Genomic DNA, 14244 nt, shown 5'->3' with positions numbered 1-14244 from the left:
GCTCGTGAACTAGCGTAGTGCCGTTCGTCAAAGGGGTAGGAGCGCAGGTGACCGACCATACGCGTCGCACGTCGTTGCGCCGGCTCCGTGGGACGGCGTCGGCCGGTCTGGTGCTGGCCCTCGCGGGGCTGATGTTCACGGCGAACGCGCGCCTGGCCAAGGATCAGGACGAGCGCCACCCGCAGGACCTGAGCGAGCTGGCGAAGGTCGAGTCCGACCGGGTCGGTTCGCTCAGCAGCCAGGTCGGCCACCTGCGGGCGCAGGTCGACAGGCTCACCACCAAGCAGTCCGCCGCGATCGACACCGGCGACCCCGGCCAGGTGCGGGACATCGCGATCGTCGCCGGCAGCGGGGCCGTCACCGGTCAGGGCATCACGGTGCAGCTGACCGACGCGCCGCCGGACACCCCGCTGCGCGACGGCGTCGGCCCGGACGACCTGGTCGTGCACCAGCAGGACGTGCAGGAAGTCATCAACGCCCTGTGGGCGGGTGGCGCCGAGGCGATGGTGCTGCAGGATCAGCGGGTGACCTCGACGACCGCCTTCCGCTGCGTGGGCAACGTGCTCTCGCTCGGCGGCCGGCTGTACTCGCCCCCGTACGAGGTGCGGGTGATCGGTGACCCGAAGGCCCTACGGGCCGCGCTGTACCGCTCTCCGGGCATCCTGAGGTACCTCGGCTGGGTCCGGGCCGTCGGGCTCGGCTGGTCGGTGACGACGAGCGACACCCTCAAGCTGCCGGGCGCCGAGAGCGGAACCGAGCTGCACTTCGCGAAGGTGCCCAAGGGGACGAAGGTCTTCCCGTCCGCCGCCAAGGCCGGCGCGGCTGCCCCGACGTCGACCGACCTGGATCAACCGTGACCGCTGCGCCGACGCGCGGCGATCGCGCGGCGCCGGTGAACAGTTCGCGGGGCGCACGTTCGCGGCAGGTCGCGCTCGGCGCGACCGGCGTCCTCGGCGAGCTCATGATCACGCTCGGCGTCCTGCTGCTGGCCTTCATCGTCTGGCAGCTGTGGTGGACCGACGTCCAGGGGGACCGCGCACAGGCGCAGATCGTCGCGGACCTGCACTGGACGCCGAGCCCGATGCCGGTGCCGGACGGCGCGCCGTCGCCGACTCCGTCGTCCGCGACGCCGCGGCACGACGCCCCGCCGGTGATGGCGGAACCGGGCCACGCGGTGACGTTCGCCACGCTCTTCGTGCCGCGGTGGGGCAAGGACTACGTGCGGCCGGTGAGCCAGGGCGTCGACCGGGTCGGGGTGCTCGACCCGAAGGGGATCGGCCACTACGTCGGCACCGCGATGCCGGGCGGGATGGGCAACTTCGCCATCTCCGGGCACCGCACGACCTACGGCAAGCCGTTCAACCGGATCGCCGAGCTCGTGGTCGGCGACCCGCTCGTCGTGCGCACGAAGGACAACTGGTTCGTCTACCGGGTCACCAGCACCGAGATCGTCCGTCCGGGCGACGTCCAGGTCATCGACCCGGTGCCCGGGAAGCCCGGCGGGGTGCCGACGAAACGGTCGATCACGCTCACGACGTGCCACCCGATGTTCTCCGCGCGACAACGGTTCATCGTGCACGGTGTGCTGGACTACTGGGCGCCGGCCGCGGACGCCGCGCCGGCCGAGATCTCCGGGGGCGCATGATGTACGGGTGGCTGTGGCGGCATCTGCCCGGACCGAGGTGGGTGCGCGTGATCCTGCTGGGCATCGCGGCGCTCGCCGTCCTCGCCGCCTGTTTTCTCTGGGTGTTCCCGGCCGTCGCGCCGCTGATGCCGTTCAACAACACGACTGTGGGGTGATTCCATGACCCGGATCCTGGTGATCGACAACTACGACTCCTTCGTCTACACGATCGTGGGTTACCTGGCCCAGCTGGGCGCCGAGACCGTCGTCGTGCGCAACGACGCCGTCCCGCCGCTCGCCGAGCGTGCCGGGTACGACGGCGTGCTGATCTCGCCCGGCCCGGGCGCACCGGCCGACGCGGGCGCGAGCATGCAGGTCATCCGCGACTGCGCGGCGTCGGGTACCCCGATGCTGGGCGTGTGCCTCGGGCACCAGGCGCTCGGTGAGGTCTACGGCGGGACGGTCGCGCACGCCCCGGAGCTGATGCACGGCAAGACGAGCCGGATCGAGCACTACGGCGCGGGCGTGCTCGCCGGGCTGCCGGTGCCGTTCACCGCGACGCGCTACCACTCGCTCACGGTCCTGTCCGGGACGGTGTCCGACGAGCTCGAGGTCACCGCGCACGTGTCGACCGCGAACGGCCCCGTCATCATGGGCCTGCAGCACAAGACGCTGCCCCTGCACGGCGTGCAGTTCCACCCCGAGAGCGTCCTGACCGAAGGTGGCCACCGCCTCCTGGCCAACTGGCTAGCAATCTGCGGCGACGAAACCGCCATCCCCCGCAGCAAATCCCTGCACCCCCTGGTCCGCACCTGACCATGCACCCCGGCCTTTAGGTGATCCGCCAGGTGCCGCTGCGCCGCGAGATGCGAGTTGTCGTGGCTCTCCTGACACTTCCGTGGGTCAGTCGACCTCAGCCCGCCGAAAATGACCCACGGATCGGTCAGGAGAGCCGTTGTTGTCGTGTTTCGGGCGCTCGGACGACAACGTCTCGCCTCTCGCGTTGCTCTGGCACTCATCGCCGGATCCTGGGGGCGGACCCGGCCCCCGGGCGACGTAGTACCAGCGCCGAAGTAGAGCCTTGGACGGCCCTACCTCGGCGGAGGGGGGTCAGGCGGCTGGGGGGGTGAAGGTTGGGCCGCCGGAGGTCGTGAGGGTGACCGTGGAGCCGACGGCTACCGGGGTGCCCTTGTTCGGGTTCGAGGAGAGCACCTCTTCGGCCGGCTTGTCGCTCGCGGCGTCCGAGCGGGCGGCGACCAGACCCAGCGTCTTGAGCTCGGCCTCAGCCGCGGCGTAGGTCTTGCCGACGAGATCGTCGGGGATCTTCACGGTGGTCGGGGCGATCGCGACGTTGAGGTTGATCGTGGTCCCCTGCGGCACGAGACCCGGGCTGCGGTCCTGCGCCAGGACCGTGTCGGGGGCCTCGTCCGGGCTCTCGACGGCGCTGGTGTTGGAGTTCAGCTTGAGCTTGGCCAGGGTCGCCAGAGCCTCCGTCTTCGACTTGCCGGTGAGGTCGGGCAGCTCGACCGAACCAGAGGCGACGAAGATGCTCACCGAGCTGCCCTCGGCAACCGCGGACTTCCCCGCGGGCTCGGTCTTGGTGACGATGTCCTTGGTGGCCGGCACGTCCTCCGTCTTGACGTCACCGGCCACCAGACCGGCGGACTTGAGCGCTGCGCGAGCCTGGTCCTGGGTCTGTCCGGCGACATCCGGGACGGTGACCTGGGCAGGGCCCGAGGAGACGAACACCTGCACGGTCCCACCGATGTCGACCTTCTTGCCGGCGGCGGGGTCGGTCTTGGTGACGGAGTTGACCGCAACGGTCGCGCTCGGCTCGACCTGCCGCTCGGGCGTCAGCTTGAGTTTTTCGAGTGCCGCGATCGCGGCAGGGTACGTGCGGTTCGTCAGGTCGGGAACCGAGACCGTGGTGGGCGCCGGCGGGGTCTTGTGGGCGTTGGCGTAGAGCAACCCCGCGATCCCCGCGACCGCGAGGACCGCGATCACGATGAGCGTCCAGAGCAGTACGCGACGGTTCGGCGGCTCGTCCGCGCGGTGCGGGGTCGCGGTGCTCGACGTCGGCGGCGCGACCGAGCCCAGGGCGCGCGACCCGGCCGGGACGACCGACGTCGGCGACGTGATCGGGGCCAGCACCTGCGTGGCCTGGGCGGCGGAGGACTCCGAGACCGCGGCGGCCGCGAGGACCCCGACGGCGGGGGCGGTGATCTGCCCGCCGCGCATCGCGGCATCCAGGTCCGCGCGGAACTCGGCCGCGGTGGTGTACCGCGAGTCGCGCTCCTTGGCGAGCGCCTTGAGCGTGATCCGGTCGAGGGACTCGGGCACGTCGGACGCGAGCGAGCTCGGCGTCGGCGCCGGCTCGCGCACGTGCTGGTAGGCGACGGCGACGGGGGAGTCGCCGGTGAACGGCGGCCGCCCGGTGAGCAGCTCGAAGAGCAGGCAGCCGGTGGAGTACAGGTCGCTGCGGGCGTCGACCTGCTCGCCGCGCGCCTGCTCCGGGGAGAGGTACTGCGCGGTGCCGATGACGGCCTGCGTCTGGGTCATCGTCGCGGCGGAGTCCGCGATGGCCCGGGCGATGCCGAAGTCCATCACCTTGACCGCGCCGGTCGGCGTGAGCATCACGTTCGCGGGCTTGATGTCGCGGTGCACGATGCCGGCGTGGTGGGAGTACCCGAGCGCCGACAGGACGCCCGCGGTGATCTCCACGGCCTCCTCGATCGGCACGGCCTGGCCGTCCCGCAGGATGTCGCGGACGGTGTGGCCCTCGACGTACTCCATGACGATGAACGGGGCGGTCGAGCTCACGCCGGTCGACTCGTAGGTGATGTCCTCGCCGGTGTCGTACACGGCGACGATCGAGGGGTGGTTCAGTGAGGCGGAGGCCTGCGCCTCGCGGCGGAACCGGGCCTGGAAGGACGGGTCACGTGCGAGGTCGGAGCGCAGGATCTTGATCGCCACGGTCCGCCCCAGGCGGGTGTCGTGGCCGATGTGGACCTCGGCCATGCCACCGCGCCCGATGAGGTCGCCAACTTCGTACCTGTTGGCGAGGATCCGGGGTGCGTCGTCCGCCACTACGCGTCCGCCTTAGCTGTCGTTGTAAACGCACCGACCGTTTGTCCGGTCGGCGCGCGTTCGGAGATCATCCCACCGAAATCGGCGGGTTCAGGCGCTCCACCGGCCAGAATCAGGCCCGTGGTGGTCTCTGCGGGGGAAGAATCCGCCCGCCCCGACCCCATCAGGGTATCCGCCAGCGCGGCCCCCAAGAGCGCCACGACGAGGAGCAGCAGCGCCAGCATGGGCCAGGTCAGCCGTCCCAGACGCTTGCCGGTGGTGGTCGAGGTGCGCGTCGCGGCGGTCCGCGGGGCGCGCTCGTCGCCCGGTGCGGCCCCTGTGCGCAGCTCGCGTCGCGGTGGGTACGACGGCGGCGTGCCCGCCTGCGCCCCGGTGGTATCGGACGCCGGCGGGAAGGCCGGCACCCCGGTCAGGGGCACCGGCGCGGCCGGCGGAACGGGTGCGGCCGTGGCGTTGAGCGGGGTGCCGGACACCGGCACGCCGGACGTGAACGGGACCGGCGCCGACCCGGGAACCGGCTCGACAACCGACCCGGGAACCGGCCCGACGACCAGTGGCGCCGGGGGCGCTCCGTCGGCGATCAGCTCGTCGAAGAGGTCCGCGAGGGCGCCCGCCGTCGTCGGCCGGTCCTCCGCCTCCTTGGACAGCAGGCGCACGACGAGGGCGGCGAGCGCGGGATCGACGAAGTCGGGCAGCGGCGGCACGGGGTCGTTCACGTGCGCGACCGCGATGTCGACCGCCGTCGGGCCGGTGAACGGGCGGTGCCCGACGAGCGACTCGTACGCGACGATCCCGAGGGAGTACAGGTCGGAGGATCCGGTCGCCGGGTGGCCGACGGCCTGCTCCGGGGACAGGTACTGCGCGGTGCCCATCACCATCCCGGTCGCGGTCATCGGCGCCTGGTTCACGGCCGTGGACACGCCGAAGTCGGTGATCTTCACCTGCCCGCCTGGGCCCAGCAGGATGTTGCCGGGCTTCACGTCGCGGTGCACGACGCCGGCCGCGTGCGCCGCGTCCAGCGCGCGCGCGGTCTGCGCGAGGATCGGCAGCAGCCGCTCCGCCGACAGCGTGCGCTCGCGCTCGAGCAGGTCGCTCATCGGCTCGCCGATGACGAGCTCCATGACGAGGTAGGCGGAGCCCTCCTGCTCGCCGTAGTCGTACGGCTGCGCGATGTTCGGGTGCCACAGCGACGCCGAGTTGCGCGCCTCGGTGCGGAACCGCTCCAGGAAGCCCGAGTCCCCCGCGAACTCCTCGCGCAGCACCTTCACCGCGACGTCGCGAGCCAGGGCGATGTCGTGCCCCGCCCAGACCTCCCCCATGCCGCCGATGGCGATCCGCCGGTCCAGCCGGTACCGGTCGCCGAGAGCCATGCCCTGCAGCGGCTTCATCGGTTCAGCGCCGCCTCGATGACCGCGCGCGCGATCGGCGCCGCGACCCGCCCTCCGGTCGCCTCGTTGCCCATGGTCCCGCCGTGCTCGACGATGACCGCGACGGCGACCTTGGGCTGGCTGGCGGGTGCGAACGCGGTGAACCAGGTGTGCGGCGGGGCGTCGGACGTGGTCTGAGCGGTGCCGGTCTTGCCGGCGACCTGGACCCCCGGGATCTGCGCGGACCCGCCGGTGCCGTTCTGCACGACGCCGATCATCATGTCCCGCAGTGCCGCGGCGGTCTTCTTCGAGATGGGCTCTCCGAACTTCTCCGGAGAGGCCTCGTCGACGACGTCGAGGTCGGGGTCGCGCACGGTCTGCACCAGGTACGGCTTCATCTCGGTGCCGCCGTTCGCGATCGCCGCGGACACCATCGCCATCTGCAGCGGGGTCGCCCGCACCTCGTACTGACCGATGGACGAGAGCGCCGTCTGGGGGGTGTCCAGCGTCGCCGGGAACTGGCTGACGGCCACCTTCAGAGGGACCGAGAGGTCCTGGTCGAAGCCGAACGCCTCGGCCTGGGCGCGCAGCTTGTTCGCCCCGAGGTCCATCCCGAGCTGCGCGAACGCGGTGTTGCACGAGACCCGCAGGGCATCCGCGAGCGAGACGGTCTTGCCCGGTCCGCACGACTCGCCGCCGAAGTTCCCGACCCGCGCGCTCGAGCCGGGCAGCGCGAGGCTGCGCGGCGCGGGGAGCTGGGAGGAGGGCGTCATGCCGGCCTCGAGCGCCGCGGCGGAATCGATCAGCTTGAACGTGGACCCCGGGGGGTACGTCTGGGAAACCGCCCGGTTGAGCATCGGGTTCGCCGGGTCGGCGTCGAGCGCGCGGTACGCCTTGTTGACCTGGGCCGTGTTGTGGCCGGCGGCGAGGTTCGGGTCGAAGCTCGGCTTGGAGACCATCGCGAGGATGGCCCCCGTGCTCGGGTCCAGGGCCACGACCGCACCGCGCTGGTCGCCGAGGGCGTCCCACGCGGCCTGCTGCATCTTGGGGTTGATCGTGAGCTCGACCGAGGACCCCTGCGGCTGGCGGCCGGTGAACAGGTCCTGGATCCGGGTCAGGAACAGCGAGTCCGCGGAGCCGGTCAGGTAGTCGTTCGACGCCCGCTCGATCCCGGTCCGGCCGAAGACGGTCGAGTAGAAGCCGGTCACGGGCGCGTAGAGCGGGCCGCCCGAGTAGGTCCGCAGGTACTTGAACGCGTCGTCGACCGGCTTGGAGGAGGCGATCGGGTCCCCGCCGACGATGATCGGGCCGCGGGAGTTGTTGAACTCCCGGTACAGGGTGCGCACGTTGCGCGAGTCGGCGTTGAGCTTGGGCGCCTGCACGAACTGCACCCAGGTCGCGGCGCCCATCAGGGACAGGAACATCACGCAGACGACGACGGCGATCCGGCGCAAGGGGGTGTTCATCCGCGGGCCTCCTTCAGTCCGCTGAGGATCTCGGTCTTCTGATGGTCGGCGGTCGTTGTCGGTGGCTCGACGAAGCCGGTGAACACCGGTGGCGCCGGGCGCCGCGCGCTGTCCGAGATCCGCAGCAGCAGCGCGACGATCACCCAGTTCGCGAGCAGGGACGAGCCGCCGTACGCCATGAACGGCATGGTCAGGCCGGTCAGCGGGATCAGCCGCGTCACGCCTCCGACGACGACGAAGCACTGGAAGGCGACCACGAACGCCAGGCCGCCGGCGAGCAGCTTGCCGAAGCCGTCCCGCACGCCGATCGCGGTGCGCAGGCCGCGCTCGGTGAGCACGAGGTAGGCGACCAGGATCGCGAGCAGGCCGGTCAGGCCCAGCTCCTCGCCGAGGGACGCGACGATGAAGTCCGACTCGGCGTACGGCACCAGGTCGGGCCGCCCTGCCCCCCAGCCGGTGCCGAACAGCCCGCCGCTGGCCATCCCGAACAGGCCGCGCACCAGCTGCCCGGAGCCGCCGAAGGTCCGGTTGAACACGTCGTTGTCGAACGCGTACAGCCAGGCGTCGAAACGCGCTCCGACATGGGAGATCGCCGTCGCGGCGAGGACCGTGCCGCCGACGAACAGCACCATGCCCAGCACGATCCAGCTGGTCCGCTCGGTCGCCAGGTAGAGCATCGCGACGAACAGCCCGAAGAACAGCAGCGACGTGCCGAGGTCCTGCTCGAAGACGAGCACCGCGAGCGAACCGGTCCACACCAGGATGATCGGGCCGAAGTCGCGCGGGCGCGGCAGCTGGAGCCCGAGCACCCGGGGCCCGGCCAGGGCGAGGGTGTCCCGGTTGGTCACGAGGTACCCGGCGAAAAAGATCGCGAGGGCGATCTTCGCGAACTCCGCGGGCTGCAGGGACTGGCTGCCGAGGTGGACCCAGATCCGGGCGCCGTTGATCGTGGTGCCCAGCCCGGGCACCAGCGGCAGCACGGTGAGCGCGAGGCCGGCGACCATCGCGGTGTACGTGTAGCGCCGCAACGTGCGGTGGTCACGCAGCAGGATCAGCACCACGGCCGCCAGGGTCACGCCGATCGCGGTCCAGCCGAGCTGCTTGGTCGCGAACGCGGTCGGGTTGCCGCGGGCGGCGTGCGCGAGGTCGATCCGGTAGATCATCGCGAGCCCGATGCCGTTCAGCGCGATGGCCACCGGCAGGATCACCTGGTCGGCGTAGGGCGCGCGGAACCGCAGCACGACGTGCAGCCCGAGGCCGATCACGACCATCCCGGCGCTGTAGCCGTAGATGTTGGCGGGCAGCTTGCCCTCGACGTTCAGGCCGACCAGCGCGTACGCGGCCACGCCCAGCGCGAGCGCGAGCCCGAGCAGCCCGAGCTCGACGTTCCGGCCGGGGCGCACGCGATGGGGCGTGATCGTCGCCATCAGGCGGGTTTCACAGTCGTCGGGGTCTTCGCGGGCACGGGCGTCTTCGCGGGGACCGGCGTCTTCGCCGGGGTGGGGGTCGGTGTGGGGTTGGCCTTGTTGTTGTCCTCGACGAGCCGGGCCACCCTCGAGCGCGCGTCGCCGAGCGAGGTCGCGGGGATCGCCTGGTCGAGCCGGGTCCGGACGAAGCCGGGCAGGTCCTGGGCCACCAGCGAGGTCTTCTCCACGACCGTGGACAGGGCGAGCGGGCCGACGGTCTGCGGGATCCCGCGATAGATCGCGACGTCCCCTTCGGTGACCCCGACGTAGTACTGGGTCTGGGTCCACCGGTACGCCGCGAGCCCGCCGACGCCGATCGCGGCGAGCAGCACGAGCATGCCGACGAGCGTCACCACGCGGCGGCGCCGGCGACCGGCCCGGGCGTCGTCGTCCTCCGCGTCGTCCTCCGCTGCCTCCACGGCGCTCGCGTCGTCCGACGGCGCGCTCATCGTCAGGGTCGCGGCCCGGGCCGCCGGGCCGTCCGCGGCCGCGCTGCGCCGGTTCCGCGACGTGGCCGCCGACCCGACGATGGCCGACGCGGTGCCGGGCGCGGCGCCGTCGGGCAGGGTGTCCAGGTCGACGACGTCGGCGACGATCACCGTGATGTTGTCCGGCCCGCCGGCGCGCAGCGCGAGCTGGATGAGCCGCTCGGTGCACTCCTCGACGTTCGGGACGCCGCGCAGGGTCTCGGCGAGAGTGTCCGCGCTCACCACGCCCGAGAGCCCGTCGGAGCACAGCAGCCAGCGGTCCCCGGCGCGGGCCTCGCGGACCGACAGGTCGGGCACGATCTCCATGTCGAAGTCGCCGAGCACGCGCATCACGACCGAGCGCTGCGGGTGGTGCTCGGCCTCCTCGGCGGTGATCTTGCCCGTGTTGACCAGGTACTGCACGAACGTGTGATCGGTCGTGATCTGCGTCATCTCGCCGTCGCGCAGCAGGTAGGCGCGAGAGTCGCCGATGTGGGCCATCGCGAGCTTGCTGCCAGCCCGCAGCAGGGCGGTGACGGTCGTGCCCAGGCCCGCGAGCTCGGGATCCGCGGTCGCGCGGGCGAGCAGCTCCTCCTGCGCGGCGTGCAGCGCACGGTCGAGCTGCTCCAGGGCGTCGTCGGGGCCGTGCGCCTCGTCGTCGAGCGGGGCCAGCGTCGCGACCGCGACCGAGGACGCGACGTCGCCGCCCGCGTGCCCGCCCATGCCGTCGGCGACGACGAGCAGGTGCGGGCCCGCGTAGGCGGAGTCCTGGTTGTTGGCGCGCATCAGGCCGACGTCGGACCTGGCGGAGTACCGCAGGGCGATGGTCACGGTTCGCTCTCCCGCCCCTACTTCTGCAGCTCGACGACGCTCTGCCCGATGCGCACGTGCGCGCCGGGCAGGACGGGGGTGGGCTTCTCGACCCGGACCGTGCCCAGGAACGTGCCGTTGGTGCTCCCGAGGTCCTCCACGAACCACTGCCCGCACTGCGGGAAGATCCGGGCGTGCCGCGAGGAGGAGTAGTCGTCGTCGAGCACGAGCGTGCACGACGGCGCGCGGCCGATCAGGATCGCGGACGTCGTCAGCGGCAGGGTCGTGCCGCGCAGCGGACCCTCGGTGACCACCAGGCGGGTGGGGGTGTCGCGGCGCGGGGCCGGCGTGGCGGCGGGCACTGCGGGCGCGGCCGCGCCGCTCGCCGCGGCCTTGGGCGCCTTGCGGCCGGTCGCCTTCTGGCCGCGGGCCGTGATCTTGGTCCCGTACACGTCGCGGCGCAGCACGCCGATGGCGGAGAGGACGAAGAGCCACAGCAGGACGAGGTACCCCAGCCGGAGCAGGGTGACTGCCAGCTCACTCATGCGGCTCCGTCACTGGTCGTCCTCGTCCTCGGCGTCGGAGTCGGCTCCAGTCCAGAACAGGATCCTGGTCCGGCCGATGGTCAGGGTGTTGCCGTCCAGCAGGGTGGCCGCGGGTACCTGGTGGCCCTCGACGAACAGGCCGTTGGTCGAGCCCAGGTCGGCGGCGACGACGCCGTCCTTGGTGACCCGGATCTCGATGTGGCGCCGGGAGACGCCCGGGTCGTCCACGATGATGTCCGCCTCGGAGCCGCGGCCGATGACCGTGACCGGACCGGTGAGCAGGTAGCGCTGGCCGTCGATGTCGACCAGCGGGTGGCGCGTGCTGGGCGCCGCGGTCGCGGCGGCGGGCGCGACGGCGCCCCGGACTGTCGCGCTGCGGACCCGGAACCGGCCGGTCTCGAGGTCCTCGTGCTCGGTGAAGGTCACCGTGACCGGACCGACGAACGCGTAGCGCTGCGCCGAGGCGTGCTCGGTGACGTTGGCCGCGAGCTCATCCGCGAGCGGCTCCGCGCCCCAGTCGATGATCTGCTTGTAGTCCGCGGGGGAGAGTTCGATGGTGAAGGCGTTGGGGACGACGGTGCGTTCCCGGTCCACGACGGCGGCGCGGTCGTCGACCTCGCGCCGCAGCGCGCTCGCGAGCTCGACCGGCTTGACCTCGCTCTTGAACGCCTTGGCAAAGGCGGTGTTGACCGCGCGCTCCACGCCCTGTTCGAACCTGTCGAGGATGCCCATGGCCACCTCCTTGCGTCGTCGTCGTGCGTTCGTCGCCTCCTGCGCAGGCAGGGTCAGGCGTGGGACTGGCGCCCCATTGTTGCCGATCGTAACAATCTGCGGTGCCACGCGAGGCTGTGAGCGGTGCCGCGGACCTGTCGATGTGACGCAGCCGTGCCTCCGGGAGGCCGCGGCAGGACCCGGACGTGGGGAACGACCCCCTCGTCGTGTTAAGTTTCTCCGGCGCGCGCGAGTGGCGGAATGGCAGACGCGCTGGCTTCAGGTGCCAGTGTCCGAAAGGGCGTGGGGGTTCAAGTCCCCCCTCGCGCACAGTGCGAGTCGTTCCACGTGGAACGCACTCGAGAACCACCGAAGCTCCCGGTCAGGGTCACCTGGCCGGGAGTTTTCGCGTTCGGCGGGGGTCGATGCCCGGCCGGTGTTCAATCCGGCGAGTGGGCGGGCTCAGTGCAGCCCTCTGTGCAGCCAGAGTGCAGTGAATGAGACGTTTTGGTGCACTTTCGCTGCACAGAGCGCTGCACAGAGCGCTGCACTGAGGTCGACCAGGCGGACTGGCCGGCGATCTCGGACACTGGCTGGACCGACGAAGTCGCGTGAGATCGGCGAACCGAGTCGGCAAACCCCAATCCGCACGCTACGGGACCTCAGCGCCGTCGCGAGGCACCTCATTGTGTCCGCGAAAACACATCAGTGCCGCTCTCAACGACCCACGGAAGTGTCAGGAGAGCCGAGAGTTCGCCCGGAATGGAGGCATCTGTCGACGGGTGCCGCAGGTTACGGTGCGGAAGTGACCTCGCGACCACCCCGGATCGGCCTGTTCGGGTGCACCGTTCCGGCGGGCCGGCTCGCCCGCGGCGTGCTGTGCGTGGCGCTCGTGAGCGGACTTGCCGCCTGCTCGTTCCTGGGTGGCGGGGGCTCCGGGCTCACACCGGGTGGCGGATCCTCGGCGTCGACGCTCACCCCGTCTCCGAGCCCGGCACCGGTCGCGGATCCGGTGAAGCTCGCCGGGACGGCCCGGACCGCGGGCACGCCCGCGCACTCGGGGAAAGTCACGCTCACGGTCGCCGCATTCACCCCGCCGGTCACCGTCACGGCGCAGGGCGACGGGTCGGCGGCGGTGTCGCTCGGGGTCGTCGCGGTACCCGCGTCCACCACCGGCACGCCGTCGCGCGAGGTCGCCGCGGTGTTCGCCGCTCCCGCGGGCCTTCAGTTCGAGGCCCGGTCGGACGGGTCGGCCGCGGTGCTCGGGGGCTCGGGGGCGGTCGTCGGGGCGTTGACCCGCGCTGGGGTCGTCGGCGGCGCAGGGGTGCGCCGGGACGCCGAGCTGGCCGTCCGCAAGGGCGACCCCGGGCTGGCCGACCTGCTCGTCGACGCCGGACCGGCAGGCACGGCGACTCTCGTGTTCGGTGCGGACCCGCTGGTCAGGGAGCACTGGACCACCCAGGAAGGCGGGCGGTCGCTCGCCGTCGTGCCGGCGCCGTGGGTGCGGACGGGTGGGCTCGCGGCTCAGGACGCGCTGTGGTCTGCGCTCGTCGCCGCCGAGCCGGCGGCCGACCTGGCGACGATGCACGACCAGATGCTGTGCCACGCGCTGGGCGCACCCGACAAGGCCAGCTGGAACCTCGAGCCGTGGCGCCCCAAGGTCGACTCGCTCACCATGCTCGCCGCGGGCTGCAACCCGTAGCCCCCCGCAACGTCCGAGCGTTGACGTCCTATAGCGCACGTTCCGCACATCGCTGGGGTCGAAGTTGGCGGGTTTAGTCGGGTCTTTCGGCTTCGTCGAACGCGTGGAGTGATCGGGTCTCGAGGTCGCTGAGGCGTTCGCGGAACTGGCGGGCGTTGTCGAACCAGGGTTGGTAGCGGGCGGCCTGGTCGGCGCTCAGGGTTCGGCTGACGGTTTTCCCCGCGATGGTCCGGGTCCAGTGGAAGTAGGGCCCGTGCAGGGCGGGCGGGTCGGCTTTGCATCGGCAGTTCGCCTTTCCGCAGCGCATGAAACGCCGGGAGAGGGTGCCGGGCAGTGCGTAGCGGGTCTTGTCGAGCTCGGCGGCGAGACCCGCTACGTCTGGGGCTACGTCTGGGGCTGGGGGCGAGGGCATGGGAGTCCTTTCGGCGCGTCGCGTCCTCCGGTTGACAATCGAAGGATAGTGTGGGAGACGGACGCCGTCAACAGGAGGAAGGGTTCTCATGAACCAGGTGCAGGACTGCCAGCTGGTCTCCGCCCAGGTCGGCGCCCTGCCGATCGTCAACCGCATCCTGGACCGCCTGACCCTTCCCGCTCTCCTCACCGCCGCGCTGGGCACCGGCGACCCCCGGGTGAAGCTGCCGGGCGCCGCGGCGGTCCGGCTCGTGGTGACCAACCTGGTCCTGGGCCGCGAGCCGCTCTACGCCCTGGGCGAGTGGGCCGCTCGCTACGACCCGGCCCTGCTTGGCCTGTCACCCGCTCAGGTCGGGGCGGTCAACGACGACCGGGTCGGGCGGGTGCTCGAAGAGCTGTTCTATGCGGACCGGGCGTCCCTGGCGACCGCGGTCGTGCTCCGCGCGATCAAAGAGTTCGCCGTGGACACCACCCAACTGCACAACGACAGCACCAGCATCACCCTGCACGGGAACTACGCCGGCGCCACCGGCACCAGCGGCGACGAGCCCACCCCGGCGGTGATCACCCCTGGCCACTCCAAGGACC

The 14244-nt window shown here is 71.7% G+C and carries 13 protein-coding genes and 1 tRNA gene; 6 read left to right on the top strand and 8 right to left on the bottom strand.

Annotated elements, in window-relative coordinates; genetic code table 11:
- Positions 1–47: 47 nt before the first annotated feature.
- From VIM26_RS23405 to VIM26_RS23395, 3 genes are all read left to right on the top strand, one after another.
- Positions 48–857, top strand: coding sequence for a DUF881 domain-containing protein (locus VIM26_RS23405; protein ID WP_331955737.1), 810 nt, complete (start codon positions 48–50; stop codon positions 855–857).
- Positions 854–1645, top strand: coding sequence for a class E sortase (locus VIM26_RS23400; RefSeq protein WP_331955736.1), 792 nt, complete (start codon positions 854–856; stop codon positions 1643–1645). Before VIM26_RS23405 ends, VIM26_RS23400 begins: the two co-directional genes overlap by 4 nt.
- A gap of 159 nt (positions 1646–1804) precedes the next feature.
- Positions 1805–2440 (top strand): aminodeoxychorismate/anthranilate synthase component II, encoded by a 636-nt coding sequence (locus VIM26_RS23395; RefSeq protein WP_331955735.1) that lies wholly within the window; start codon positions 1805–1807, stop codon positions 2438–2440.
- A 294-nt stretch (positions 2441–2734) separates the two neighbouring features.
- On the opposite strand, the gene pknB is transcribed toward VIM26_RS23395, so the two are convergent.
- Genes pknB through VIM26_RS23360 form a run of 7 tightly spaced genes read right to left on the bottom strand, consistent with a single transcriptional unit; the run spans position 2735 to position 11564 of the window.
- Entirely contained in the window at positions 2735–4711 is a 1977-nt protein-coding gene (gene pknB, locus VIM26_RS23390; RefSeq protein WP_331955734.1) for a Stk1 family PASTA domain-containing Ser/Thr kinase, read from the bottom strand.
- A complete protein-coding gene (locus VIM26_RS23385) occupies positions 4711–6099 on the bottom strand; it encodes a serine/threonine-protein kinase (RefSeq protein ID WP_331955733.1) in 1389 nt (462 codons plus the stop codon). The genes pknB and VIM26_RS23385 overlap by 1 nt, the downstream gene beginning before the upstream one ends.
- Entirely contained in the window at positions 6096–7544 is a 1449-nt protein-coding gene (locus VIM26_RS23380; RefSeq protein WP_331955732.1) for a peptidoglycan D,D-transpeptidase FtsI family protein, read from the bottom strand. The genes VIM26_RS23385 and VIM26_RS23380 overlap by 4 nt, the downstream gene beginning before the upstream one ends.
- Entirely contained in the window at positions 7541–8971 is a 1431-nt protein-coding gene (locus VIM26_RS23375; protein WP_331955731.1) for an FtsW/RodA/SpoVE family cell cycle protein, read from the bottom strand. The genes VIM26_RS23380 and VIM26_RS23375 overlap by 4 nt, the downstream gene beginning before the upstream one ends.
- Entirely contained in the window at positions 8971–10308 is a 1338-nt protein-coding gene (locus VIM26_RS23370; protein WP_331955730.1) for a Stp1/IreP family PP2C-type Ser/Thr phosphatase, read from the bottom strand. The genes VIM26_RS23375 and VIM26_RS23370 overlap by 1 nt, the downstream gene beginning before the upstream one ends.
- Positions 10309–10325: 17 nt before the next feature.
- Positions 10326–10832, bottom strand: coding sequence for an FHA domain-containing protein FhaB/FipA (locus VIM26_RS23365; protein ID WP_331955729.1), 507 nt, complete (start codon positions 10830–10832; stop codon positions 10326–10328).
- Between the two features lie 9 nt (positions 10833–10841).
- Complete coding sequence (locus VIM26_RS23360) at positions 10842–11564, bottom strand: DUF3662 and FHA domain-containing protein (RefSeq protein ID WP_331955728.1); 723 nt, start codon at positions 11562–11564, stop codon at positions 10842–10844.
- Positions 11565–11790: 226 nt separating this feature from the next.
- Here VIM26_RS23360 and VIM26_RS23355 point away from each other — a divergent pair.
- Together VIM26_RS23355 and VIM26_RS23350 are read left to right on the top strand one after the other, a co-directional pair.
- Positions 11791–11873 (top strand) — tRNA-Leu (locus VIM26_RS23355).
- 475 nt (positions 11874–12348) lie between these two features.
- The gene (locus VIM26_RS23350; RefSeq protein ID WP_331955727.1) at positions 12349–13245 is read left to right on the top strand and encodes a DUF2599 domain-containing protein; all 897 of its coding nucleotides are present in this window, start codon (positions 12349–12351) and stop codon (positions 13243–13245) included.
- Between the two features lie 73 nt (positions 13246–13318).
- Here the strand turns inward: VIM26_RS23350 and VIM26_RS23345 are convergent, their stop codons facing one another.
- Positions 13319–13657: a DUF6788 family protein gene (locus tag VIM26_RS23345; protein WP_331955726.1), complete on the bottom strand. Its 339-nt coding sequence runs from the start codon at positions 13655–13657 to the stop codon at positions 13319–13321.
- A gap of 88 nt (positions 13658–13745) precedes the next feature.
- Here VIM26_RS23345 and VIM26_RS23340 point away from each other — a divergent pair.
- The coding region (locus VIM26_RS23340) for a DUF4277 domain-containing protein (protein WP_331955725.1) at positions 13746–14244 on the top strand (499 nt) is incomplete at its 3' end.

This window comes from Pengzhenrongella sp. (assembly GCF_036565025.1).
In the GTDB taxonomy this organism is placed as follows: domain Bacteria; phylum Actinomycetota; class Actinomycetes; order Actinomycetales; family Cellulomonadaceae; genus Pengzhenrongella.
This window is presented reverse-complemented; position numbering and strand designations above follow the sequence as displayed.